Source organism: Streptomyces geranii, from assembly GCF_002954775.1.
In the GTDB taxonomy this organism is placed as follows: domain Bacteria; phylum Actinomycetota; class Actinomycetes; order Streptomycetales; family Streptomycetaceae; genus Streptomyces; species Streptomyces geranii.
In genome coordinates this window covers 122,454-147,181 of sequence record NZ_PJME01000015.1, presented here as the reverse complement: position 1 = coordinate 147,181, position 24,728 = coordinate 122,454, and the positions used below count along the sequence as shown (strand labels likewise).

16 protein-coding genes are annotated in these 24,728 nt (G+C 72.3%); 5 read left to right on the top strand and 11 right to left on the bottom strand.

Annotated elements, in window-relative coordinates:
• Positions 1-110: 110 nt before the first annotated feature.
• The 10 genes from CW359_RS21535 to CW359_RS21480 all read right to left on the bottom strand — a co-directional run bounded on the left by CW359_RS21535 (position 111) and on the right by CW359_RS21480 (position 19,595).
• Positions 111-1,844 carry a hypothetical protein gene (locus CW359_RS21535; protein ID WP_105971697.1) on the bottom strand — a complete coding sequence of 578 codons (1,734 nt, stop codon included), beginning with the start codon at positions 1,842-1,844 and terminating at the stop codon, positions 111-113.
• Entirely contained in the window at positions 1,841-4,138 is a 2,298-nt protein-coding gene (locus CW359_RS21530; RefSeq protein WP_232838509.1) for a serine/threonine-protein kinase, read from the bottom strand. Before CW359_RS21530 ends, CW359_RS21535 begins: the two co-directional genes overlap by 4 nt.
• A complete protein-coding gene (locus tag CW359_RS21525; RefSeq protein ID WP_198655323.1) occupies positions 4,135-6,813 on the bottom strand; it encodes a hypothetical protein in 2,679 nt (892 codons plus the stop codon). The genes CW359_RS21530 and CW359_RS21525 overlap by 4 nt, the downstream gene beginning before the upstream one ends.
• Complete coding sequence (locus tag CW359_RS21520; protein ID WP_105971696.1) at positions 6,810-10,457, bottom strand: tubulin-like doman-containing protein; 3,648 nt, start codon at positions 10,455-10,457, stop codon at positions 6,810-6,812. Before CW359_RS21520 ends, CW359_RS21525 begins: the two co-directional genes overlap by 4 nt.
• A gap of 106 nt (positions 10,458-10,563) precedes the next feature.
• Positions 10,564-12,891: a VWA domain-containing protein gene (locus CW359_RS21515; protein WP_107503115.1), complete on the bottom strand. Its 2,328-nt coding sequence runs from the start codon at positions 12,889-12,891 to the stop codon at positions 10,564-10,566.
• A gap of 127 nt (positions 12,892-13,018) precedes the next feature.
• Complete coding sequence (locus CW359_RS46610) at positions 13,019-13,495, bottom strand: Pycsar system effector family protein (RefSeq protein WP_105971695.1); 477 nt, start codon at positions 13,493-13,495, stop codon at positions 13,019-13,021.
• Between the two features lie 401 nt (positions 13,496-13,896).
• Entirely contained in the window at positions 13,897-14,982 is a 1,086-nt protein-coding gene (locus CW359_RS46605) for a hypothetical protein (RefSeq protein ID WP_105971694.1), read from the bottom strand.
• Positions 14,975-17,908, bottom strand: coding sequence for a hypothetical protein (locus tag CW359_RS46600; protein ID WP_232838508.1), 2,934 nt, complete (start codon positions 17,906-17,908; stop codon positions 14,975-14,977). The genes CW359_RS46605 and CW359_RS46600 overlap by 8 nt, the downstream gene beginning before the upstream one ends.
• Entirely contained in the window at positions 17,905-18,684 is a 780-nt protein-coding gene (locus tag CW359_RS21485) for a hypothetical protein (protein WP_232838507.1), read from the bottom strand. Before CW359_RS21485 ends, CW359_RS46600 begins: the two co-directional genes overlap by 4 nt.
• A gap of 185 nt (positions 18,685-18,869) precedes the next feature.
• Positions 18,870-19,595 (bottom strand): Crp/Fnr family transcriptional regulator, encoded by a 726-nt coding sequence (locus tag CW359_RS21480; protein WP_105971693.1) that lies wholly within the window; start codon positions 19,593-19,595, stop codon positions 18,870-18,872.
• Between the two features lie 485 nt (positions 19,596-20,080).
• Here CW359_RS21480 and CW359_RS21475 point away from each other — a divergent pair, with 485 nt between their 5' ends.
• Both CW359_RS21475 and CW359_RS21470 read left to right on the top strand, forming a co-directional pair.
• Positions 20,081-20,722, top strand: a complete 642-nt coding sequence (locus CW359_RS21475) for a hypothetical protein (RefSeq protein ID WP_105971692.1) — start codon at positions 20,081-20,083, stop codon at positions 20,720-20,722.
• 62 nt (positions 20,723-20,784) lie between these two features.
• Positions 20,785-21,159 carry a hypothetical protein gene (locus tag CW359_RS21470; RefSeq protein ID WP_105971691.1) on the top strand — a complete coding sequence of 125 codons (375 nt, stop codon included), beginning with the start codon at positions 20,785-20,787 and terminating at the stop codon, positions 21,157-21,159.
• A gap of 104 nt (positions 21,160-21,263) precedes the next feature.
• Here CW359_RS21470 and CW359_RS21465 read toward each other — a convergent pair whose 3' ends face one another.
• Entirely contained in the window at positions 21,264-21,959 is a 696-nt protein-coding gene (locus CW359_RS21465; RefSeq protein WP_198655322.1) for a response regulator transcription factor, read from the bottom strand.
• A gap of 208 nt (positions 21,960-22,167) precedes the next feature.
• On the opposite strand from CW359_RS21465, the gene CW359_RS21460 reads away from it, so the two are divergent.
• Genes CW359_RS21460 through CW359_RS21450 form a run of 3 tightly spaced genes read left to right on the top strand, consistent with a single transcriptional unit; the run spans position 22,168 to position 24,636 of the window.
• Positions 22,168-22,659 carry a GntR family transcriptional regulator gene (locus CW359_RS21460; protein ID WP_105971690.1) on the top strand — a complete coding sequence of 164 codons (492 nt, stop codon included), beginning with the start codon at positions 22,168-22,170 and terminating at the stop codon, positions 22,657-22,659.
• Positions 22,660-22,663: 4 nt separating this feature from the next.
• Complete coding sequence (locus tag CW359_RS21455; protein WP_105971689.1) at positions 22,664-23,602, top strand: ABC transporter ATP-binding protein; 939 nt, start codon at positions 22,664-22,666, stop codon at positions 23,600-23,602.
• Positions 23,599-24,636, top strand: a complete 1,038-nt coding sequence (locus CW359_RS21450; protein WP_105971688.1) for an ABC transporter permease subunit — start codon at positions 23,599-23,601, stop codon at positions 24,634-24,636. Before CW359_RS21455 ends, CW359_RS21450 begins: the two co-directional genes overlap by 4 nt.
• The last annotated feature ends 92 nt before the right edge of the window (positions 24,637-24,728 follow it).

Genomic DNA, 24,728 nt, shown 5'->3' with positions numbered 1-24,728 from the left:
GTTGCTCGGCGGTTCGCCTGGACCGTACCTACTGGTCGGTTACTTCGGGTAGCTCTCGGAAGATTACGGTTGAGTAACTTGACGCGCTGTCTAATTGATCGTTCGCTGCGTCACGCCAGGATCACCGCGGTCGTGATGAGTACGACCATCAGCGCGATGATCGCTCCGACCGTCCAACCCGGGTTGTTCGTGGGGTTCTTGATGCGTGCCATGACGGTCTGCGCGGCGGTCGGCGGTGGCGTCGGCGTCGGCTCGGACGTGGTCGGCTGCTGTCCCTTCGCGAGGGTCAGCAGGGTGCCGAGGACCGGCTGCCACACCGCCGGCGGGAGGTCGGGGTCGCCGCCGATCGGCGGGGAGATGATCGCCCGCTGGAGCCAGTTGCCCGCGGTGGGGTGGGGGTCGCGGCACATTCTGTTCAGGAGCGAGCGGAGGTCGGGGTGATGGCGCTCGTCCCGGACCAGGGGTGCCACGGCCCAGGTGAAGAGGTCGGCCGCCCGCTGCATCAGAGCCGCTCTCGACGCGTGTTCGTCGGCCTGTCCGTGGGGAGGCAGGTGCAGGCCCTTGGCGAGTACCTGGGCGCACAGCGCGTGTCGCGTCTCCAGGGGGCGGTTCTGGCGGCGCTCCTCCCTGCCCAGTTCGGTCAGTACCAACTCCTCTGCCTTGGCGGGTAGTTCGCCCCAATGCAGCTCGTGCATGAGTACCTCGTCCGGCACCGACCGCAACAGCGCATCCAGGTACATGTGTTGCCCTGGCTCGTAAGCGCACAGTTCGTCGTGCAGTTCGTCGTGGCGCGGCTCCAAGTACGGCTCTACGTAAGGAATCTCCGCCGGAGCCGGAGCCGGAGCCGGAGCGGGCTCCGGACGCGGCACCCGTCGTGTCTCCCGGTGCTCGATGCCCAGGATCCTCCGCAGCCGCTCCTCCCGCTCGGCCCGGTCCAGGGCCGCGCCGCCCTTGAGCGACTCGGTCAGCTGGGGTACGCCGGGGGGCCTGTCCAGGTTGGTCAGGAGGTGGTCGACCAGGCGGACCGCCGCGTGGTGTTCGAAGCGGGGGTCCGTGGGGGTGTGGGCCGGCACCCGGGCCAGCGGGCCGGCGCCGCCCGTGTCCTCCTCCCAGCGGGGGACGGAGGTGAGGTTCAGCGGGTGCGTGTCGACCGTGTCGTACGTCGCGAACGTCCAGTCGTGGCCCGGCCAGGAGCCGAACAGGAGGAACAGGCCGAGGTAGACCAGCGGGACGCCGTTCCGGTCCGGCCAGCCGGGCGGGTTCGTCTCCTCCACGAGCAGCGACACCCGCTGGGAGGGGTCGCGCAGCCACTCCGCCGCCGTCAGGATCAGCGCGTGCCGCACGCTCTTCAACCGGTCCCGCATCTGGGGCAGCCGTTGCCTCGCCAGCTCTTTGAGCCTCGCGTACTCGACGGCGGACAACGGTTCGGACACCTGTTCCGCCGACTCCGGCGGTTGCCAGCCGCCGTACGTCAGCCCCAGGCACTGACGGGTCTTCAGGGTGCCCGGCGCCCCCATCAGGACATGCGTGACCGTGCTCGGACGGCCGCCCGGGTCCTTGGCAGGCCAGCGCCGGGCCAGCAGCACCTCGCCCCCGGAGCGGGACAGGGTGCGTACGATGCTGGGGCGGGCCGCGCCCGATCCGGAGACCCAGAGCAACGGGCCGAGTTCCCGGGCCAGTTGATCGGCCCGCTCCGCCGAACAGGAGTGGGCGACCGCGGTCATGCCGGTGCTCTGCCTGCCCTGGTTGCCCTCCCACCGGAAGAGCAACTGGTGCACCGACGGGTCCGCGGCCTGTGCCGAAGCTGCCGAAGCCGCCGAGGGCATCTCCTGGAACTCGTTCACCGCGCTTCCCCTCCCCGTTCCTTCTTCCGCTTGCGTCCGGGACCCCCGGCCCCACGCGCCCCCGGCACACCGGACGGCATCCCACCGACCCCACCGACCCCGCCGGTCCCGCCCGCCCCGGGCCCCTCCGCCGGCACCGCCTCCATCGCCGCCGCCTCGCCCCGCGCGAACGCCTCGGGGCCGCCGGGGACGTCGATCAGGCCGTGCATCGCGAACAGGGAGAGCAGCGGTTCGAGTACGCGCCTGGGTGCCGCGCCCGCCGGATAGCGGCCCTGGTCCTCCTGGCCGCCGGTGGCCGACGCGATGTGCAGCGTGCACCGGCGGATCGCGTCGAAGGGGCGCAGCCAGGCCTGTCCCGCGTGCCGGCGCAGGAACGCGTGCACGTCCTGGCTCTCCTCGCGGATCTGCGCGGCGTCCAGCGAGGTGGCCGCCGGGCGGCCCAGCCAGCGGTCGACCGGCGAGCGGAAGCGCAGCAGGTCCGCCTTGCCCAGCACCATCGTGGCCGCCACCTCCAGGTACTGGCCCGTCTTCGGCAGCCGGTCGAGCACCGTCGCGAAGGCGAGGTCGCCGTCCCGGTTCACCTCGACGCCCCCGCGCTCCCTCGCGTGGTCCAACTGCGGTAGCGGCAACGCCAGTACGGGGTCGACGACGAAGACCAGCGCGTCCACCCCGAGCAGGAACCGCAGGGCCGAGTCCGTCCGTACGAGGTCCTCGCCGCCCAGGTCGAAGAAGGCGACAGGACGCACCTGCCCGTGGGCGTCGGTGATGAGCAGCGACTCGACGAACCGGGCGAAGCCGTCCAGCCCCAGGCCGCCGGTGTGGTCCAGGACGCGGCCGTTGCGCAGGGGCTGCACCCTTTCCCGTACGAACCTGGCGTGCTGCTCGGGATTGACGGACTGCCAGCCGAGGCCGAAGGGTTCCAGGCCGCCGTCGGTGATCTCGGCGATCATCTGGGTCAGCAGATGACTCTTGCCGGTGGAGGACTGGCCGACCATCGCCACCGTCAGCGGGCGGCCGTACGTCAGATACGGCACCGGGATGAAGTGGTCGGGGAAGTCCGGGTCCGCCGCGCACTTCTGGACCGCGCCCCGCAGGACGTCCTGGCGGCGCACCTTGCCGACGCCCGCCAGGTCCAGGGGCTGGTACTGCATCCGACTGTCCGTCACATACAGCGCGCCGAGGTCGAGTTGGATGGTCTCCAGGCAGTACGGGCAGAGCACCTCGCTCTCGGCCGGCGACGCCGTCCCCGTCCCCGTTCCCGCGCCGGGCGTCGAAGGGGCCATCGGTGCCCGGCGTTTGGCCCGTAGCGCCTGTTCGAAGGCCTGGTGGTCCTCGCGGTGGTCCCGGTCGTCCTGGTGGGTGTCGTCGGGGGAGGCGAGGAGGGCGGTGCGGCGGGCGGTGCCCGGGGACAGCAGGTCGAGGAGCTGGGCGGGGGTCGGGCGGCCGGTCGCCCGGGGGTCGAAGGCGTCCCTCAACGTCTCGGCCAGCACCCGGTGTTCGCCCAGATCGGCGGGGGCCCGGTCGGCGTGGCCGGGGCGGCCGGTGACCAGCCGGTAGAGCACCTGGGCCGCGCTCCACACCGCGTCCCGGGAGTCCACCAGGCCCTCGCCCCGCCGCTGTTCGGGCGAGGAGTAGGGGGCCAGCCCCCAGGCCGTACGCGGGCGGCCGACCCCGGTGACCCCCTCAAGTCCCCACAGCTGCAAGGAGGTTCCGTCCCAGAGGACGGTGGTCGGGGAGATGCCGCGCGGGACCAGGCCCTGGCCGTCCAGCAGGCACAGGGCGAGCATCAGGTCGCGGGTGAGGACGCGCTGGTCGGTCGACGACATGACGTGCGTCTTGCCCGCGGTCGTGCCGCGCGGGGGATCGTAGAGGAGGAACGGCTCGTCGGTGTCCGGTTCGTAGCCGATGAGGCGGGGGAAGAGCGGGGCGAACTCGGTGCCTTCGACCAGCCGGTGCAGCCGCAGCGCGGTGCCCGCCTCGATGTCGAGCAGGGCGCGGGCGACCGGTTCGGCCGCGTCGGCGGCGGAGAGCCGCACCTGTACGCAGCGCCGGCTCTGCCCCCGGTCGTCGAGCAGGACATTACGGATGAGCGGGGGGAGTTGGGGGTCGCGGCGGGACTCGGGACCGAAGCGGGCGCGGGCGGCGCGGCGCCGCCCGGAGGGGTTGGTGAAGCCGAGCTTGGCGTCGGCGGCGGGCCCGGCGGGGCCGGTGCCCGGGAGCCCCGACCCCGGCCCTGCTCCCGGTCCCGGCCCTGGTACCGGTCCCCCCGGGCCTGGATGCGTGGTGCGGGTCACCAGCGGTCGCCGTCCCCTCGGTCGTACGGGATCTCGTACTCGTAGCCATGGCCGTTCCGGAACTCGTAACTCCCGTTGCTGCCACCCCCGTTGCCGTTGCCGTTGCTGTCGGCGCCCGCGTCGTCGGATCCGTCGTCGCGGGGGCGGAAGGTGTCCACGACTCCGGGGCGCAGCGGGGTGAGGCGGAGCAGGCCCGCGTACCGGCCCGACGTCGTCCACTCGACCTTCTCCGGCAGGCCCGAACCGTTCGTACGCCAGGTCTTCTCGACCTCCTCGCGTACGGCCGCAGGCGCGAACCTGATCCACACCGCCGCCGCCGGATCGCGGCTCAGCAGTGCCTCCTGCTCGGGCGAGTACAGCGGGACCACGGACTGGAGGTCGGTCTCCGCGCCGACCAGCGCGGCCAGTCCGGCCGGGTCGGTGCCCAGCAGTCCTGCCGAGGTGGCGCGGGTGCGGTGGGGTGCGGCGAAGGGGGGTGGGGCCAGGACTCCGTTCTGCCGCAGGTGCCTTCGGGCCTTGGCGAGGAGTGCGGCGACCTGTCCCTCGATCCGGGTCGCGGCCTGCGCGCCCGCCTGACCCCGGTCGACGGAACCGAAGTAGGCGTCCATCAGCTCCAGGGCGGCGTCGGCGAGGTCGCCCGCGAGGGTGGCCACCAGGTCCGGGCCGCCCTCGCCCGCCTCCCGGTCCAGCCAACGGGGGGCACCTGCGGTGCGGTCCGGGTGGGTGGAAGGGGAGGAGGGGGAGGAGGGCTGGTCCTCGGTGAGGGTGTCCCTGTCCGTGTCGTCCCAGGTCGGGGAGTCCGGCCAGGCGTACGTGTTCATCCAGTCGTCGTTGGTGTCCTTCGTGTTCTCCCCGGGGTCGTCGGCCGCCCCGGAGAACGCGTCCGGCGTGCTCGCCAGCCAGTCGTCCGAGTCGAACTCCTCGGTGCGGGGCGTCGTCCGCTCGGGCTCGGGTGCCGCCTCGTCCTCCGCCGCCGCTGCCGTCGCGCGCAGCACGCCGGCGACCTTGCTGGCCGCGTCCGCGCAGTTGAGACGCTCCTCCACCGCCCAGTGCTCGCGGACGCCCCTGGCCAGCAGGGTGTCCAAGTCGTCCAGGGTGCGGCGGAGTTCGGTGGTGGCCGTGGCCGGGGGCCAGGCTTCGGCCGCCGTTCGCCAGAGGCGGCGGATCGTGTCCGCTGCCACGCACAGGCCCAGGAGGAGGGCGGAAGTGGACAGTGAGGGTGGGGGGTTGGTCGCGTGGGCGATGGCCGCGCCGGCCAGGGCGCCTGCGCAGGCGGTCAGTTGGGGGGCGGTGAGGATTTTGGTGGTGGGGTGGTCTGTGGTTCGTAGGCGGGACTTGGTCAGGAGGGCTGTGGTGAGGAAGAGGAGGGGGATGAGTAGGGCCAGGGGGAGTTGGGGGGTTTGCCACAGGGCGCCTAGCGCGGCGGCGCTGGCTGCCGCTGCCCCCCGGAGCAGGTTGTGGGGTGGGTGCGGGCTCGTTGTGGCTGGTCGCGCCGTTCCCCGCGCCCCTGACGGGGCGCTTGTGCTGACCTTGGTCAGATTGCGGGCCAAGGTTGTGCTCGGGACCGGTTCCACTTTGCCTGCCAGCGTTGTGAACCTCTGGGCCACCGAGCGCAGGGTGAGGCCCTGGCTCAGGAGTTTCTCCGCGTATTCGCGCAGGCCCTCGGGTACGCGTTCGCGCAGGCCGTCCGCCGGGGGGACCCGTAGGCCCAGGGCCGTCAGGTGGGCCTCCGCCTCGGCGGGGGACGACGTGTCGGCGGTCAGGGTCCTGCCCACCAGGGAGCGGTAGGCGGTCAGGGAGTCGTGGGCCCGGTCCAGGGCCGACTCGAAGGCCGTCCTGCGGGTGGGGCGGAGGAGGCCGGGGAGGGTGCCCAGGCCGGTCAGGGCCTCGTCGGCGTCGTCGAGGACGTCCGCGCAGGCGCGGTACGCGCTGTCCGCCCGACCGCCCGGCACCCGGTGCTGCTGGTCCCGGCCGCCCCTGCCGCCCCGGCCCGTCACCAACGACCGCAGTGGCTCGGGGAGTTCGGCGCCGGACGCGGCGGATGCCGGTGGCGCGCTCTCGGTGTCCTGGCCCGCGAAACGGGTCAGCGCGTCGCGCCAGGCCCGGTCGCGGACCTCGGGCGGCAGATCCTGTTCCAGGAGGCGTACGCCGGGTGCGGCGACCGCCTCGGGCAGTGCCTCCAGGTCGGCCAGGACGCGCAGGTACACGTGCGGCACCGACAGCACGTCCACCAGGACGGCCAGCGCCTCCGGGTCGTCCGGCGTCGGCTGTTCGAGCGCCGTGCGCGCGGAGCGCAGGTCACCGGCCCACAGCAGGGCCGTACCGGGGGCGCGCAGGACCGACGGGCGCAGCAGCCTGCGGTCCGGGCGGAACTCCTCGTGCTCGTGGGCGTACGAACCGGGTGCGCTGCCCACCAGCAGCACCAGGATCTTGACCTGGCCCTTGCCCGCGGTCCAGTAGCCGGAGACGAGTTCGTACTGGCGCTGGTGTTCGGTGAGGCCGGCCGGGGTGTCGGTGACCAGGAACAGCGGGGGATCGGGCTCGGGTTGGCCCGCCCGGGCGAGCAGCCGGGCGACCCGGGACCGCAGCGCCTGGGCGGAGTCGAGTTCCGCCGCCCCGGAGCGCAGGTCGAGGTGGATGACGACGGGGCCGGAGCCCGGGGCGGGCAGGCTCACTGGGCGTCTCCGTCCCAGGGCGAGCTGTCGCCGTCCCGCTCGTACCGGCGGTCGTCGGCGGTGTCGTCGGACTGGTCCCAGGGGGCGGAGAGCCGCTCGGTGCCGCGCGGGGAGCCGTTGACCCGGCCGTCGGTGCGGCCCCGGCTGCCGGTGTCGCCGTCCCGGCTGGAGAGCCGCGAACTGCCGCCGTAGACCCCCTCGTTGCCGTTCCCGCTGTGCCTGCCGGTTCCGTATTCGTCGTCGCGGCTGTCGGTGGTCGGTTTGGTGTAGTCGTCCACCGAGAAGTCGCCGTCCGCCGAGTATTCGTCGTCGCGGCGGCTGTGGCGCCCCTCCTGCCTGTCCCGCCCGTCCCGCCCGTCCCGGTCACTCCCCAAGTCCCGGCGGGCGCCGGGCTCTTCGGGCTCCGGGGACCTGGCCGTCGTACCCCAGTCGTCCTCGTCCTCGGCGCCGGTGCGGCGGCGGGCGGATTCCGCCTCCGGGCGGCGGCGGGGGGCCGGGATGCCGCCTCGGACGTGTTCGAGGAGGGTGCGCAGGGTCGGCTGGACCGCGCGCTGGTCGCCGAACTCGGTGTCCAGGGCGGCCGGGAGGGTCTCCGCCCAGAACTCCCAGAGGGGGCGGACCCAGCCCTCGGCACGTTCGCCGTCGCGGTCGCGGCGCTCCCGGAGGAGGTCCAGCTGGCGCGGGGCGATCTTCTCGACCAGTTCGACGAACAGGGGGTGCGGGTCGGTGCCGCTCCTGGTCAGGCCGAGGGGCTGGGCGCCCATGAGTTCGCGGCAGTAGTCCTCGACCGTGCGCTCGTCGTCCAGGACCGTCCAGCGTTCGTACGAGCGGAGCAGTTCCGCCCAGCTGGAGACGCCGCCGGGGTAGTCGCCCAACCGCAGTCGTACGCCGGGTACTTGGGGGCCCTTCTCGGCGTGCAGGCGCAGCCGGACGCGTTCGGGGGACGACGTTCCGCCGTCGACGACGTCGACCTGGCCGTTCCACATGCAGCACAGCAGGCGGTGCAGGATGACGCGGCGGTCCTCCTCGCCGCTGACCATCCAGCTGTCCCGGTAGCCGAGGCGCTGGCGCCAGCGCAGCACGTCCTGGGCCTGTTCGCTGTCCTTGGCCCTGGCCCACTGGCGCAGCACCTTGCGGGCCTCGGGGACCTGGGTGAGGCTCATCTCGCTGCGGAACAGGACGACCGTGACCGAGTCGCTCTCGACTCCCCTGTACTCGACGGAGTTCCGGGCGTCGGAGGGGAGGCGCAGCGCCTTGCCCAGGTACTGCTCGACCTCGTCGACCGCCTCCACGCGCGGGTAGGTGACCAGTACCCGCAGTGGTCCTGTGCCCTCGGGGGTGAAGCCGACCGGGAGCAGTCCGACGAGCTTGCGGCCGAACAGGTCGAGGGCCTCCTTGCTGACCTGATCGGTGGCGTCCGAGTCACCGGCCGCGGCGGCCAGCAGGGTGCTCATGGACGGCAACAGGGGCCGTTCTTCGAGGCGTTCGCCGCCCTCCGCGAACAACCGGGTGATCCTGCCCTCCAGTTGGGACTTCACGACCGACACCGCGCCGTCGGGGCTGCGCCGGCTGCGGGCGTGGACGTCCCGCCAGGTGTCGCCGTCGACCAGCTTGAGGAGCAGCGAGGCCGCGTCGTCCGTCTCGCGCAGTCCCTCGCGGCGGATCAGCCGCGCCACCACGTCCTCGTAGAAGTGGTTGAGGGTGCGCTGCGGCGGCAGCAGGTACGAGATGCCGGTGCGGTCCTCGTAGAGTTCCAGGCCCTTCTGCGCGGACACCTTGCGCTCCTGGTCGCTGTGCGAGCGGAAGGCGCCCACGAGCCGGGCGATGTCGGCGCCCGCCGTGTCGGCCTGGGCCCGCCAGTGCTGCTGCTGTTCGCGCCAGGCCTCGTGCCAGATGGTCCGGCAGCGCCACTGGTACCAGGTGTCCTGCTGCTGGAGCGCCGCCTGGACGTCGTCGTCGCCCCAGCGGGCCGGTGACATACCGGCCAACCTGCCTTTGATCCGGGGGATCTTGGGCGGCTGCTCGGTCGTGCCCGGGGGCTTCTGCGGGGCGCGGGAGCGGCTGTCGAGCATGCCGAGGAAGCCGAGCCTGACGATCTTGTCGTCGCTGTCGCCGATGCCCCGGACGACCCGGTCGGCGTGGAAGGGGTCGACGGTCTGGAGGAGCTTGTCGATGGCGGGGCGCGGCGAGAACCGGTCGGCCATGGTGGCGACGGAGCGTTCGGCGACGGACCGCAGGTCGGACAGCAGCCGCTGCATGTCGGAGACGCGTTCGCCCAGTGCCTGTTCTATGGCCTTGCCGCCGCGCGGCAGCGGATCGGGTTCCGGGACGGGCAACTGCTTGCGTTCCCACAGGTCTTCGAGGTGGGAGTCGGCGAACAGCTGCCGGATCATCGGCACGGTCGGCTCGCGCAGCGCGGCCCGGGGCCGTTCCACGAGGTCGGTGACCGCCTCCCGCAGCATCCGCCCGGCCACCAGATCGGCGAGCTGGTCCATGGGCACGGTCATCGACGCGACGAGGCTGGTGGAGACGCCCTGGCGGCCGATTCCGGTCGGGGAGAGTGCACTTCGGTGCACACCCCGGTTGATGAAGCTGGCGGCGAAGGTCTGGAAGTCGTCGTCGCCGACCGTGGTCCGGCCCCGGGTGCGGGTGTCGCCCAGCTCGGTGCCGATCAGCGACATCACCAGGGACACGATGGAGCGGCGCAGGTCGTCGGAGCGGATACCGGCGGTCGGACTGAACAGGAACGCGGTGGGCAGGATGCCGGTGCGCAGCCGGATCGGCTGGTTGTCGGGGTAGCGGACGGCGAGCCCGGCGGGCTGGTCGAGGTCGCCGATCTCGGCGCCCTCGGTCGGCGCGTTCTGCCCGTCGACCAGCCGGAAGAGGTCCACCAGGGCGCGGGCGGCGTTGAGTTCGGCCTCGCGCCCGCCACCGGTCGCCGAGGTGAACGAGGACGGCATGACGACGAGCGGGTAGATCTTCACGCCGTTGAACCGGCGCAGCTGGAAGGCGTGGTTGATGAGGTGCAGGTAGTCGAGGAAGATTCCCGCCCCTGTTCCGCCCGCGACGGAAAAAGCGACGAACACATCGCAGCCGGTGACGTTTCCGCCGCCCGGCTCGCGTTCGCCGCCGGCCCGCGCCATCGCGTCGATCGCCTGGAGCAGCGGGGTGAGGACGGGCGCGAGGCCGTGCCTGAGGGTGGCGAAGAGGGCGGCGCGGCCGATGGTGGGGAGCTGTCCGGCGCCGTTGTGGAGCGGGGTGACGCGCGGTTCGTCGGTGCGCGGCGGCAGCCAGTCGGCGACCTCGCCGCGCAGACTCGCCCGGAGCATCTTGGTGATCTCCGGCGAACTGTCGAAGTCCGGCAGCAGGTCGTGGGTGGCCCGTGAGGTACGGGAGTAGGCGGCCCGCAGCGACGGGTCGACGTTGAACTGCGGCAGCCGCATCAGGTCCGACTCGCTGTAGTCCGCGTACACGAACTGCAGGCTGTCGGGCAGCTGGTAGGGGGCGGTGGTGCCGTTCTGCCGGCTCAGGGCCGAGCCGTCCGGGCCGCACAGCTCGGCGCGCAGTCTGCGCTCCAGCTCGGCGCCGACCAGACCGCCGGTGCCGCCCAGGCCGACGAAGAGCATCGGCTGGAAGATCTTCATGGGTTTCCTCCCCGCTCACGGCCGCTGGGCCGTTCGTTCGTGCTCGGTACGCCCGTGGGTGTGGGTGTGCATGTGCGTGTGGTTCGCGGTGTCACAGGCAGCGGTGTCACAGGTAGTCGTAGGCGCTCGCGCCGCTCTGCCCGCCGAGGTCGCTCTCGGCTGCGGGACCGGTGTCGGTGGGTGAACTCGGCTTCCGCTTACGGCTTTTGATGTCCTCCTCGCCGAGGGCCAGGCTCAGTCCCTCGGTCAGCTGGACCGGGATCGCCGCCGACAGCGGGGTCCGGCCGCCGTCCCTGCGGCGCAGCACCGCACCGCCGTTGGGGTTGCGCCGGACCGCGTACGGGCCGTGCGCGCGGCGCTCGATACGGGGGCTCAGGTGGGCCTCCGCGACGCCGAACTCGTACCACTGCTTGTGTCCGTGACCGGCCTTGTGCTCGCCGGGCAGCTGCTGGCCCTGATCGTCGAGGAGCAGCAGGACCAGGCCGTGCGGGTCCCGGCGGGCGCGGCGCTGGCGCAGCCAGGCGAGGACGGCCGCGACGGCCAGTGCGAGTACGACGGCGGCGGCCAGGAAGGCCCACCAGTAGCGGTCCCAGATGCCCGGCTCCGGCGTCACCTTCACCGACAGCGCGGACTGTACGAGGGTGAGGTCACCGTCGGTGGTGTCGACGACGGTGATGTCGCCCGCGAGCGACAGGCCGTCGTCGGTGAGGCGGTCGCCGAAGACGGCGGCGGGCGCGACCTCGACGGTCACCTTGTGGGTGCCCGACTCGTCGGGATCCAGGGTGAGTTCGGACGGGGTGACGGTGACCAGGCCCGGCTTGAGGTCGGTGACGGACAGTTTGAGGGTGTGCGGGGTGTCGCTCGTGTTGTGCACGGACAGCGTGCCGGTGACCTTGCCGCCGGGGTGGGTGCCGGCGGCGGGCAGGTCGAGGGCGGTGGTGACGGGCAGTTCGCCGGGGGCGACCGTGCCGCTCTCGCTGCGGGTGTCGGCGCTCAGGCCGGTCGCGGTCAGCGTGGCGCTCACCTTCAGCGCACCCGCCGCGTCCGCCGGGACGGTGACGGTGCCGGTGAACGAGCCGTCGCTCGCCTTGGCGTCCTTGCCCCTGCCGTCGTCGGTGAGGTCGAGGGCGCGGGCGTCGAAACCGTCGCCGGTCAGTTCGCTGCGGACGCGGAGTCCTGCGTAGTCGTCGGGGTCCTTGATCTGGTAGCCCTCGCGGGTCTGCACCCGCATGGTCACCGTGACCTCGTCCCCGGCGCGCGGGGAGGGCGGGTCCATGCTGATGGCGCCGCCGAGTTCGCCCTGCCACAGCACGCTGACCGCGACGGGCAGTGAGCGGTGTCCCTCCGGGGCCTCGGCGTGCACCGTCCACACGCCGGGCAGCGGGTCGGTGACCTTCAGCGCCTCCACCGTGCCGGTGCCGCCCGCGAGTTCGAAGCGGGAGCCGTTGCGGGTCCCGTCGGTGGGGACCTCGTGACCGGCCGGGTCGGTGTAGGTGATCCGGACCTTCGGGTCGCCCTTGTCGACGACGATGCTGCCGACGGTGGCCAGCGGGGAGATGCCGATCTTCATTGTGGCGGGCGGGGGTTGGGGGGTGGGGCCCTTCTCGTGGCGCATGCAGTGGGCGGCGGCGAAGATCCGCTCCAGGGTGGTGCCGACCTTCTCGGCGCCGCCGACGAGTTCCGCCTTCGGCTTCGCGGAGGGCAGTGCGACGCAGCCCTTCTGGTAGCCGCCGGCGGCGATCCGGTCGAGCTGCGCCTTGTCCGGCTGCGCGCCGAAGCCCAACGGCCAGATCTGCACGCCCTGTTCGGCGGCGTCCGCGAGCGCGAGCGTCAACTGCCGTTCGCCCTCGGCCTTCCGGTGTGCGGGATCGCCGTACTTGGGGCTGTCCTCGACCTCCAGCTTTCCGTCGGTGAGCAGGAACAGCACCCTGGGTGCCGACGGGTCGGTCTGGCGGGTGAGTTCGTGCACGCCCTGGCGGATCGCGCTCGGGAAGTCGGTGCCGGTGCCCTCGCCGTCCTTACGCTTGCGCAGCTTGCCGACGCAGGCGCCGACCGTCTCGCGGCCCGCCGCGTCCAGCGTGGTGCGCGGGCACACCGGGTCCACGGCGTTCTGCCCGGCGGCCTCGGCGGCGGCGAACCCGAAGACCGTCACCTGGGACGACGAGGACACGTCACCCAGCGCGATACGCGCGGCGGCGGCCTTCTCGGCGGCCATGTCCGCGTCCGCGAGGCTCGCCGACTCGTCCACCGCGACCGCGTAGTTGACGGCCGGGAAGGCGGGTTCGGACTCCGCCGCCGGCACGGCGTCCGCGCCGGGGTGCGGCGCGGCGGGCGCCGACTGGGACAGGAACACCGCGGTGGCGCCCAGCACGGCGAGGGCGACCCTGCGCGCCCCGCCCCCTCTTGTCTCACGTACTCCGTTGACTCGTCCCACGGCCGTCCCCTGTTTCCGTTCCTCGGTATTCCTGGATCGTCGCCACCGGGCGCGCACCGGTTGCGGCCCGCGCGCCGATACGCCTTAATGGGTGAATTTCGCGGCCACTTCGGGCCTTTTCGCGCACTCAGCGGGCCGTCATGCTCCAGGCCAGCGCGAGCGCGGCCGAGGGGGCGAGCGAGCCCACGCCCCAGCGGATCGCCCGGTACTTGGCGGAGAGGATCGCGCTGACGTCGACGGCCTGGACGAGCAGCCAGCCCGCCGGGTCCCGCCCCGCCTCCGCGACCCGGTCGGCGAGCCCCGCGAGATCGCGGCGGGCGCCCACCAGATCCCCGAAGTACGTGACCTCGTCGGACCCGTCCCGGACCGTGCCGGTACGCGGCATCAGCGCCGCGACCAGCGCGGTCACCGAGATCCCCCAGAGCACCCCGGCCAGCACGAGCGTCACGTCGGCGGGCCCGCGCCAGCCCGGGGCGCCCTGCCAGCCGATGAGGAAGGCGGGCAGCGCGAGCGTCCCCGACAGCAGCACAGCCGCCTTCGAGTCGGCCCGCCCGAGATCCTCCCGGACGGTCCCGAGCAGCCGCTCGACAACGCGCTCCCCCACCCCCTCCCCAAAACGGCCGAGCCCGCACCGACCCCCGTCCGACCCGGGCCCGACCTGTCGCGGAGCGGTCCGGGTTGCCCCGGGCCCGCCGGTCCTCCGGGGTTCCCCGGGCCCCTCGGTCCTGCGGGGCTCGCCGGACCCTCCGGCCCTCCGGGTGGTCACGGTCCTCCGGGAGTTCCCGGCCGTGCCGGGTTCCCCGGAGTCCCCGGTCCTCCGGTACTCCCCGGCCCTCTGGGGCTCGCCGGACCCTCCGGCCCTCCGGGTCGTCACGGCCCTGCGGGAGTCCCCGGTAGTGCCGGGTTCCCCGGAGCCCCCGGTCGTGCGGGGCTCCCCGGGTTCCCCGATCCTCCAGGGCTCCCCGAACCCCCCGTTCCCCTCGCCCCCGTTCCCCCCGCCCCCGCTCATCGCCGGTCCCGGTCCCTTCCCCCGTCGGTGCCCCTGCCTCGGTCGTCTGCTCCGTCGTCGTTTCCGTCTGCCCAGTCCCAGCCGTCGCTCTGTGGGCGTCTGCGGGTTGGTGGGGTGTCTTGCGTGAGCCAGTCCGGGGTGAAGGGCTCGGCGTCTGAGGGGGGCAGTTGCGGGGTGTGGCCGTTCCTGCGGGCCGGGAGTGCGCCGATCGGGCCCTGGACGCCGCCCAGTCGGCCTCGGTTCAGCAGGGCGAGGGCCTGGGCCTCCACGTCGTTCGACTGGATCTGGCCGCTCTCGACCATGTCGAACAGGCGGTCCACGCGCTCCCGTTCGTCCTGCCGGCCCTCCTGGCGGATCTTCTCCAGGAAGTCCTTCGCCGCCGTCGGTTCCGCCGCCAGCATGTACGTCAGCTGCTCCAGCTCGCCGCCCTGCAGCATGGCCCGGAACCGGTCCTGGTGCACCCGGGTCAGCTCCGCCGAGGCCTGCGCGTCCCGGATGCCGTTCATGTACTCGATCGACCGGTCGTCGACGCGCAGCCGGACGTACAGCCTTACCTTCAGGCCGAGTTCGGTGCCCAGGTCGCTCCAGCGTCCGCCCGCGCACTCCCGGGTGATCGCCCGGTTCGCCTGCTCGGCCTCGTGCACCTGGAAGGTCGAGGTGACCTCGTGCAGCCGCTCCAGGACCGGCGCGGTGAGCCGTTTGGCGACGTCGGTCACGATCTCCACGGCGGCCAGGTGCGGATCGTCCACCGTCCAGTGGATGTCCACCTGCGCCTTGAAGAAGCTGGTGCCGCCCGCGGCGGGCAGCTCCATCTCCAGCGTCGTCTCGAAGGTGCCGAGCGCGATCTCGCAGACCACGTGCGGCCGGGCCAGCACCGGCTTGTCCACATGCCGGGCACCGGTCACGGTGAGCACGCTGTGGCCGCCGTTCCGGTAGAACCGCACCAGCGCCGTCTGCGCGCTGACCTGCGGCTGGACGGCGTTCGGCGGATACTCCCGCAGGAACGGGCCCGCCGGTCCCCCGGCGGGTTCACGCGCCCCCGGCCGCTGCCCCGCCCCCCACGCCTCGTCGTTGTCAGCCATGGCTTCTCTCCTCCTGGCCGCTCCGGGTCCGTCGGCCCACGGCGAGCCACCACAGGGAGCGCGCGCGGGCATCGGGGAGCGGGTCGTCCTGGTCGTTCATCATTCGGCGCAGCAGCCAGTCCAGCCGCCGCCGGTCGGTCTCCTCGGCGGCCAGCGCGGGCAGCAGCTCCGCCAGCCCCGGCCGGGTCCATTCGTCGCCGTTCTTGCGCACGGCGGTGCGCAGCATGCGCTCCAGCGCGTCCGTCGCGACCTCCCTCGAACGGGCCGTGTTCAGCGCCGTCCACAGCAAGTCCGCGATGGGCGCGGCCAGTTCGGGCCGGGTCGCGGCCAGCGCGAGCGCCAGCGGCCAGTCGCCGCGCTCGACGAGCCCGGGCCCCGCCTCGTCGATCAGCAGCTTGTCCACCCGGCTCTCGGCGAGCCAGACCGCCACCGCGAGCCCGAGGGTCTGGTAGGCCTCGCCCTTGTGCCGGGTCCAGTCCGCCGTCCGCCGCAGCACCCGCACGGCCCGCCCGCTGTCCGGCAGCGCCAGCAGCCGTACGGCGTTGAACGCGGCGGCGGCCCGCAGCGACTGCGCCGAGTCCTCGCGGACGCCGATCCGGGCCAGCGCGTCCAGGGCGTCGTCGGTGCTGTCCGCGCAGGTCCCGAAACCCAGCGCCGCCGCCGCTGTCGAGCGGTGCGTCCAGACCGCGGACCGGCTCCAGTCCTCGACCAGTTTCCGTACGGCCCTGCGGTGCGAGGCGTGACCGGCGGCCTGGTCGAGCATGGTGGCCGCGAACAGCCTGCGGTGGGCGGTGCCCTCGGCGAGCGGCCGGATCAGCTCGGCGAACCCGTGGTCGAAGTCCCGCACGCACAGTTCCCCGGCCGCGACCGCCGCCCGCACCCACACCTGGGGCCGCTGGTCGTCGGCCAGCAGCCGCAGCCAGCGCACGACGGGCGCCCGCACGGGGAAATGTCGGTCCCACAGCTCGGCCAGCACCGCCGAGGGCAGGGCGCCGCCCCGGTACCTGATCAGCCGGGCCGCGACCTCCGCCCCGGCCACCTCGACCTCGCCGTCGACGAGTTCGGCACGCGAGAGCGCCTGGTCGGCCTCCGGGTCGTCGCAGAACAGGGGCCGGGCGGGGGTGTGGTCGGGGTCGCACTGGACGGACAGTTCCCAGGTCAGCAGATGGGCGGCGGAGGCCACCGCACTGTGCGAGGCCCCGCCGAGCACGGCGAGCGCGATCCGGAAGGCCACGGGATGGAACAGCGCGGCGGTACCCGTCCGCCGGTTGTCCCCCTCGTCCTCACGCCCGCCGCCGGTGCCGCCCGCCGGCGCGGTGAGCGCCCGGTCCACCCCGGCGAACCACTCCTGCGCCTGCTCGGCGGCGAGACTGCGACAGCCGGCCAGCAACTGCTCGTACGACAGCTCGCCGAGCAGCCGGTCGGCCAGCAGGGAGGCGAGCAGTTCGGCCTCGGCGGGCCGCAGGTCGTCCAGCCCGACGGCGTCCATGACCTCGGCCTGCTTGGCCAACTCCTGGGCGCGGGAGAGGAGTTGATCGATGTCGGGGGCGGCGGAGATATCGGAGGCGGCGGAGGCGGCGGAGGTGGCGGAGGTGGCGGAGGCAGCGGAGGTGTTGGAGGCGGCGGAGGCGGCGGAGGTGGCGGAGGTGGCGGAGGCAGCGGAGGTGTTGGAGGCGGCGGAGGCAGCGGAGGTGTTGGAGGCGGCGGAGGTGTTGGGGGCGGCGGGGATATCGAGGGTGTCGGAGGTGTCGGCGAGGCCCGGGGCGTCTTCGGGGGCGGCAGCGGCAGACTCTGCGGGCTCTTCTGGCCCCCCGGACTCCCCGGACTCCCCGGACTCCCCGGGCCCCTCGGACTCCCCGGGCCCCTCGGACTCCCCGGGCCCCTCGGACTCCCCGGGCCCCTCGGACTCCCCGGGCCCCTCGGACTCCCCGGGCTCCCCGGGTTCCCCGGACTCCTCGGCCTCGCCGGACTCCTCGGCCTCGCCGGACTCCTCGGACTCCCCGGGTTCCTGGTGCTCCCCCCGGGGGCGGTCCTCCGCCAGCCGTTCCTCCAGGCGTTCGCGGAGCCGGGTGGTGAGCAGTTGCTGGGTGGGCGCGGGCGGGCAGAGCATGCCGTAGCGGCCGGCGAGGAGCGGGCCCGCCGCCGAGCCGACGGTCACGACGAGGACCGCGTAGGCCTCGCAGCGGGTCAGGGCGGTGGCCAGTTCGTCGAGGTCCAGCTCGTCCGGGGGCAGTACGCCGGGACGGGTGAGCGACAGCTCCAGCAGATAGCCGGTGCCGCCCGGGAACTCCTCGCCGTCGCCCAGCTGGGCCGCCAGTTGCCGTATCCCGCCGTCCGGGTCGACCCGGCGTACCCCCGAACCGGCGGCGACCTCCGCGAGCAGGGAGATCGCCGTGCTCGTACGGCCGGTGCCGGGGGCGGCGCCGAGCACCAGCAGGCCGCGGGCGCGCAGGGCCTTGCGCAGGCGGACGTAGCCGTCGGGGGCGACGTGCGCCCGGCGGAGCCTGCGCAGCTCCTCCTCGGGTACGGGGCCGCTGCGCAGGGCGGGGCCGCGCAGCCGGGTGTCCGTGCCGAGGAAGATGTCGCCGAAGTGGGCGCTGCTGATGAAGGAACGGTCGACGCTGGTCAGGTCCCGGCCGGCCTCGAACACGGTCCGGGTGGCGCGGCGGGTACGGGAGGCGGCGGCGAGGTCGGTGGGGGCGTTCTCGCCCTCCTCCTCGGCGAAGGGGGCGCGGGTGTACTCCTTGAACCGCGAGGCGGCGAGTTCGCGTTCCTTCTCCTTCTCCTTCTCGGCCTCCTTGTCGTCCCGCGAACCGCCGTCCTTCTCCCGCGCCTTCTCCCTGTCCCCCTCCCCCTCCTTGTTCTCGGGCTGGTCGTGGCCGGGGGTTTCGGGGGCGTCGTCCGGCTGCTGGTCGTCGTCGCTCACTTCTCGCCACCGCCGATGCGTAGGTCCCGGAAGGTGCCGCCCTCGATCACGGAGATGTCGCGCCCGGCGGAGTAGGTCCTGCCGGAGCCCTCGGCCGGGGCGGGCGCGGGCGCGGGGGCGGGGGCCGGGGCGGGCGTACGGGGAGGGGTGGCCGTGGGACCGGCGGCCGGGGTCGTGGCGGCTCGGCCCGGCAGGTGGAACCAGGCCGTCGTCTCACCCTCCTTGAGGGTGAGGCGGGCCGAGGTGTACCGCTCCGGCTCGATGAACTTGCCGCCGCCGCGCACCACGTCCTCGTACAGCGAGTCGGAGGCCACCAGGACGAGGTCGGCGCCCTCGGCGTCGAGGAGTTCACGGGCGGTGGCGGAGTCGGCGAGACGGCAGGCCAGGTCGACGGCGCGTCCGCTGATGCCGCGCGCGTCGTGCCGTACCGGACCGACGTGCACACCGATCCGCAGCCCCAGCGGCACCCGCAGGGCGCGGTTCTCGTAGCGCAGGTTCTCGTGCAGCTCGACCGTCCACAGCCCGAGCAGCCGGGACGCCGGGATCCGCGCGGCCACCGACAGCAGTACGCCGTCGCCGCGGTCCTCCATGTGCACGGCGTCCCGGGCCACCTTGGCGTGCGCGAAGGCGGTCTCGACGATCCGGTAGATCCGCTCGCGCATCCGCGGCTTGTCGATGTCGTCGTACTCCCCGGACCGCCGGGCGTCGACACTGATCACCGACTCGTAGCGCGCTTCGGCGAGATCGGCGAGATCCATGACGTCGCGGTCGTCCACCCCGTGCCCCCTTTTTTTGGTGCTGTGCTTGGTACCTGGTACCTGGTGCTGTGTGCCGTGCTGCTCAGTCGTCGCTGTCCGGTTGCGGCTGTTCGGTTGTCGTTCGGTTCTTGCGGGTCGCCCCTTCAGGGTCGGGCCAGGGACGGAGGCCGTCTGTAGCCGTTTACACACGGCGGGCCGGGGATTTACGGGTGCCGACCGTCCCCGTGGCCGTCCGCGTGTCCGTCGGCGAGGAGGGCGAGGAGTTCGGGGTCGAGGATCTCCACGACCCGGTTGCCGGTCCGCACGATGTGCTGGGTGCGCAGCAGCCGCAGGCTCTTCGCGACGGCTTCCCGGGTGGCGCCGATGCTGGCGGCCAGCTCGTCCTGGGCGAGCTGGACCACGGAGGAACCGGAGGGGGCGTACGGGCTGCGGGGCGGTGCGCCGCCGGACCCGGAGAGTTCGGCGAGCCGGCCGGCCAGCCGCTGCAGGACGGTGAGGGAGGCGAGCGCGGACCGCTCCTGGTCGGCGCTGCGGAGCCGGAAGGTGAGCTGGCGGATCACCAGCCCGCTGACCCGGGGGTGCTCGGCGAGGAACCGGCGGAAGGCGTCGCCCGGTATGACCTGGGCGTCCGTCGGCCCGAGCGCGCGGACGGTGGCGCTGCGCGGATGCGGGTCCAACGCGGCCATCTCGCCGAGGAGTTCACCGGGTCCGCGCAGCCCGAGTATGAGCCGGGTGGCCCCCCGGTCCGTCGCGACGGAGACGGTCACCCATCCCTTGAGGAGGATCAGTACGTGGCTGGAACGGTCCCCCTCGGTGAGGAGGTGGGTGCCCGCCCCGAAGTGCTTCGGGTTGCCGAGGGCCAGCACGCCCTCGCGCTCCTGGGCGGTCAGCGACTGCGCGAACGCCAGCTCATTGCCTAGCAGTCCCATGGCACGCCCCCCGCCGCGTTCCGGACCCCTGGTTCTACGGTTGGTTCTACGGTGGCGTTGATGGTGACAGAGCGAGGTTCTGGCCTGAGTGGATTACGCCATATCGGTTGTACCGCCCGGTAATTCGTGTATAGGCACGTAACCCGCCCCTCGGCCCGGAATTCCGGCCCGCACCACCCCCGCCGGCACCCTTCCCGACCACCCCCACGGACCCGGCCTTCCCCACCGGACCCTCAGGTCAGCCCCGCCACTCGAACGACCGTCCGCAACAACGCGGGGGACCGGTCGGATGCGGCGTACTTGGCCGGAAATCAGGTTTCCGGGGCGGAAGGGCCGGTGCGCTCTGATCCGGCTCTGATGAACCCCCCAGGAAACTCTGGGGCGCTCTCTGATCGCGCATTGATCAACCGGACCGGCCGCGCCTGTGGAATGGGCGCAGCCGGTGGGGCTTCCACCGGAATCCGCTCTCCGGAAGGAAATGAGCAATGGCATTCGCAGCTCGCAGGCTCGTGTCCAAGAAGGGTCTGCCCCGTACCGCCGGGGTGCTCGCCGCTCTCGCGGTCGGCACCACTCTGCTCGCGGCGCCGGCGGCCAGTGCCGCCGACCAGCCGACCACCCGTGAACTGCTGGAAGCCTGTGGCGTCACCACCAGCTTCTGCAAGTTCCACCCGCAGAGCTTCGAGGAGTACACCGGCCCGACCCACCGGGTCGGCACCGTGTACAACTGCGGCTCGCAGACGAACGAGCTGACGGTGGGCTCGTCCGAGACGGTCGGTTCCTCCGACTCCGTCGGTGTCGCCATCACCGCCACCGCCGGCTTCGCGAAGGTGTTCGAGGTCGCCGTCGAGACCAGCTACAACCACACCTGGGAGCGCAGCCACACCGACACGGTCGAGTCCAAGGTGAACGTCCAGTCCCACCACAAGGCGTGGATCGACCGGGGCAGCCCGAAGCAGAAGGCCACCGGCTGGTACGAGATCCAGTTCAAGAACCGGCACTGGGGTCACTTCGACTGGTACGTCTACAACTACACCGAGTCGGGCTGGGACAACCAGAAGGCCGGATTCAGCGTTCCCAACGACGCTCCGATGACCCAGGCGGAAATAGGCGCCCACTGCCGCAGCTGAATTCCGCGTCCTCCACCCCCACCCCCCCCAGAAAAAGAAATGAAAGAAACGGCGGTTGCTCCATGAAGCGCATCAGGATCAAGCGGAAAGTCACCTTGGGCGTTCTCGCCGGTGCCGCGCTCGTCGGTGCCGTGGCGATGCCCGCGACGGCCTCCGCCGACGGCGGCAAGTACCTTCAGCTGCGGGTCTGCAGCGGGTCGACCGAGACGGTCAAGTTCTACTTCGTCGGCGAGAACCAGCACGGCGACTGGGGCGGCTCCCGGTTCTGGGAGATCCCGCCGAAGGGCTGCACCACGGCCGCGGACTACTGGTGGACGGCCGGCCGCTCGGTCGAGTTCCACCACCAGAAGCCCAGCACGGGCTGGCGCTGGGAGCCGCGCGTGGTCCCGGCGAACGGGCAGAAGAACTGGGGCACCTACACGCTCAACATCGGCTAGACCCGTACGAGCCCGAGCTACGAGCCCGAGCGGGGAGACAGGAAAAGGGGTTCCGCCGGTCGCACACAGCGACCGGCGAACCCCCTTTTCCTTACTGCTTCCGTTCAGTCCGCGTGCACGATGTAGCCCGCGCCGCGCACCGTGCGGATCAGCGACTGGCCCGAGTCGCCCAGCTTGCGTCGCAGGTAGTAGACGTATGTCTCGACGACCCCCGACTCGCCCTGGAAGCCGTAGTTCCACACCGTGTCCAGGATGTGCGCCTTCGAGATCACCTGGCCGGCGTTCTCCAGCAACACCTTGAGCAGCGCGAACTCGGTCGCCGACAGGGGTACGGCCGTGCCGTGGCACCACACCTCCCGGGTGCCCGCGTCCAGCTCGACCCCCGCCGCGCACAGCCGGCGCGAGGACAGGGGTGCGGGGCGGACGGCGCCCCGGGCCCGCCGGATCAGGGCCCGGATGCGGGCGCTGACCTCGGTGAGGTCGAAGGGCTTGGTGACGTAGTCGTCGCCGCCCGCCGCCAGGGCGTGGCACTTGTCCTCGACGGTCGTACGGGCGCTGAGGAAGATCACCGGCGTGTCGAGGCCGGCGGCGCGGAGCCGTCCGCAGATCTCGGTGCCGTCCAGCAGTACGGCGTCGGGGCTCAGCCGCTGGATCTCGGCGACCGTCCCGGCACCCGTCGCCACGAGGTGGGCGTCGAAGCCGAGGAATCGCAGGGCCATGACCAGCATGTCGGAAGTGCCGGACTCGTCGTCGATCACGAGTACGGAGGGGTGCTCGGGTACAGAGAGATCTTGGTTCACTCCGGAGGCTCTTTCGGTGGGGCGGATCGCCGTCGGACGGTGGGGGGTTTTCCAGCTCTGGACCCAGGCTGACCACCGGATCGTTGTCCAAGAAGCCCCTCCGGTCACTCCGAACAACTCTGTCGACGTTGACAACCGCCCTCGGACCCCTCCATCATCATTCCACTAATCAAGTAGTGGAATGATGATGGAGGGGTGGTGGTGATCGATGGAGTTCCGTATCGACAGGCGGAGCGGGGTCCCCGCCTTCCAGCAGATCGTGCAGCAGACCAAGCAGGCCATGCGGCTGGGCGTCCTGGTGCCGGGAGACCGGCTGCCGACCGCCAAGGAGGTCGCCGAGGTCAGCGCGGTCAACCCCAACACCACCCTCAAGGCGTACCGCGAGCTGGAGCGTGAGGGCCTGGTCGAACCGCGACCGGGCCAGGGCACCTTCGTACGCCGCACGCTGGCCCGCCCCTCGGCGGGCACCGATTCCCCGCTGTACGGGGAGCTGGCGGCGTGGATGTCGAAGGCGGCCGGGGCCGGTCTGGGGCAGGAGCACGTGGCCGCGCTGGTCGCGGCGGCGATGGAGAAGCAGTTCGGCGCCGGGAGCGCGCCGGTGACGGGGGTCACGGAGTCCGCGGGGTCCACGGGGGCCTTGGAGTCCACGACGGCCACGGGGGCCACGGGGGCCACGACAACTAGGAGTGCAAGTGAGTGACGGTATGTACACGGGGGAGCCGGCGCTGGAGGCGTACGGCCTGGGGATGCGTTACCGGCGGGGCTGGGCGCTGCGGGACTGCTCCTTCCGGCTGCCGGCCGGCCGGATCTGCGGGCTGGTCGGACCCAACGGGGCGGGCAAGACCACGCTGCTGAGCATCGCGGCGCACGTCCTGGAGCCGACGCACGGTTCGATCAGCCTGTTCGGCGAGGCGCCGGGCTCGGTGGAGTCCGGCAGGCGTACGGCGTTCCTCGCCCAGGAGAAGCCGCTGTTCAAGCGCTTCACCGTGGCGGAGACCCTGCGGCTGGGGCGCGAGCTGAACCCCGGCTGGGACCAGCGCGCCGCCGAGGAGATCGTCCGCGCGGGCAACGTCCCCTTCGAGGCGAAGATCAACACCCTGTCCGGCGGCCAGCGCACCCGCGTCGCCATCGCCCTCGCCTTCGGCAAGCGCCCCGAGCTGCTGCTCCTCGACGAGCCGATGTCGGACCTCGACCCGGTCGTGCGCCACGAGCTGATGGGCACCCTCCTCGCTGAGGCCGCCGAGCGCGGCACCACCGTACTGATGTCGACGCACGTCCTCGCCGAGCTGGAGAACGTGTGCGACTACCTGGTCGTCGTCTCCGGCGGCGGGGTGCGGCTCGCCGGTGACGTGGACGAGCTGATGTCCGTGCACACCCTGGTCACCGGCGCGAAGGAGGGCGAGGGAATGCCCGCCGCCCTCGGTCACCACACCCTCGTCGAGGCCCGCACCAGCGGACGCCAGTTCACCGCGCTGATCCGCCCCGAGGGCCCGGTCACCGGTCCCTGGGAGACGGACGCCCCGAACATGGAGGAACTGTTGCTCGCCTATCTCCGCTCACCCGAGGCACCGCCGCTGATCACCCCGACCGCCCAGGTCCAGGGCCATGGTCAGGCGCACGGCGCCGGGGCGGTGGCGGCATGAGCACCTTCACCGATACCCCGACCACGAACGACAGCAGGAACGGGACCATGGACACGATCACCACGGAGGCCACCCGCCGGCCCCGCCTCGGCGGGATGACCTGGCTGGTCTGGCGCCAGCACCGGGCCGCGTACTGGACGATCCTCGGCGCTGCCGTGCTCTCCGTGGCCTGGATGGTCTACCAGCGCGGACAGATGGTCGACTTCCTCGACGGCATCGGCTATCCCGGCACCGGCGTCGACAACACGAACGAGGGGTTCGCGGACTACCAGAACGCCATGATGGCCGCCTCCACCGGTCTCCAGGCGATACCCATCCTGCTCGGTGTCTTCCTCGGCGCCCCGCTCCTCGCGGGCGACCTGGAGAACGGCACCGCCAAGCTCGTCGCCGCCCAGTCCATGAGCCGGACCCGCTGGCTGGCCACCAAGCTGGGGCTCACCGCGCTGGTGATCGTGGTCGTCACGGTCACGCTGTCGGCGGTGTTCGACTGGTGGTGGAGCCCGGTCAAGTCCGAGATCACGGTCATGGACTGGACGTCCAGCTCCGCCTTCGACACGACCGGGCCGGTGCCGGTCGCGCTCACCCTGTTCTCCGTGGTCGCCGGTGTGGCGATCGGTGTGGTGCTGCGGCGGACGCTGATGGCGATGGTGGTGACCTTCGGGTTCCTCGTCGTCGTCGAGATCGTCTGGTCGTCCTGCGTCCTGTCGCTCGGCAACATCATCACCGTCACGACGAACAAGGGGGTCATGGCGGAGAACTCGTTCCCGTCGCTGCCCGGAAATGCCTATCAGCTCGACGATTCGTATCTGACGGCGAGCGGAGATCTTCTCGGGTGGAGTACGTGTTCGGGCTCGGCGAGTGATCAGGCGCGGGAGTTGTGCCTGAAGAAAGAGGGGGTCGTCGGGTGGTCGGTGGATTATCTGCCGATGTCGCAGATGAACGGCATGCAGTGGTTCGGGGCGTCGATTTTGTTCGCGCTGACCGCCGGGATCGTGGTGTTCCTTTTCTTCTGGGGGCGTAAGCGGCTCGTCTGAGCACCCCTGAAAGCAGGGCGTTCTCCCCACCCTTTGTTTCTTTTTTCCGCCGGCCGGGCCGCTTTGCCATGCCCGAAAGGCCGGAGAGAAAG

What these genes read in the sequence shown, in the direction of transcription:
- CW359_RS21520 (WP_105971696.1), bottom strand. Translation starts at nt 10,457, where the DNA reads ATGAAGATCTTCCAGCCGATGCTCTTCGTCGGCCTGGGCGGCACCGGC.
- CW359_RS46605 (WP_105971694.1), bottom strand. Translation starts at nt 14,982, where the DNA reads ATGGCTGACAACGACGAGGCGTGGGGGGCGGGGCAGCGGCCGGGGGCG.
- CW359_RS21480 (WP_105971693.1), bottom strand. Translation starts at nt 19,595, where the DNA reads ATGGGACTGCTAGGCAATGAGCTGGCGTTCGCGCAGTCGCTGACCGCC.
- CW359_RS21475 (WP_105971692.1), top strand. Translation starts at nt 20,081, where the DNA reads ATGGCATTCGCAGCTCGCAGGCTCGTGTCCAAGAAGGGTCTGCCCCGT.
- CW359_RS21470 (WP_105971691.1), top strand. Translation starts at nt 20,785, where the DNA reads ATGAAGCGCATCAGGATCAAGCGGAAAGTCACCTTGGGCGTTCTCGCC.
- CW359_RS21460 (WP_105971690.1), top strand. Translation starts at nt 22,168, where the DNA reads ATGGAGTTCCGTATCGACAGGCGGAGCGGGGTCCCCGCCTTCCAGCAG.
- CW359_RS21455 (WP_105971689.1), top strand. Translation starts at nt 22,664, where the DNA reads ATGTACACGGGGGAGCCGGCGCTGGAGGCGTACGGCCTGGGGATGCGT.
- CW359_RS21450 (WP_105971688.1), top strand. Translation starts at nt 23,599, where the DNA reads ATGAGCACCTTCACCGATACCCCGACCACGAACGACAGCAGGAACGGG.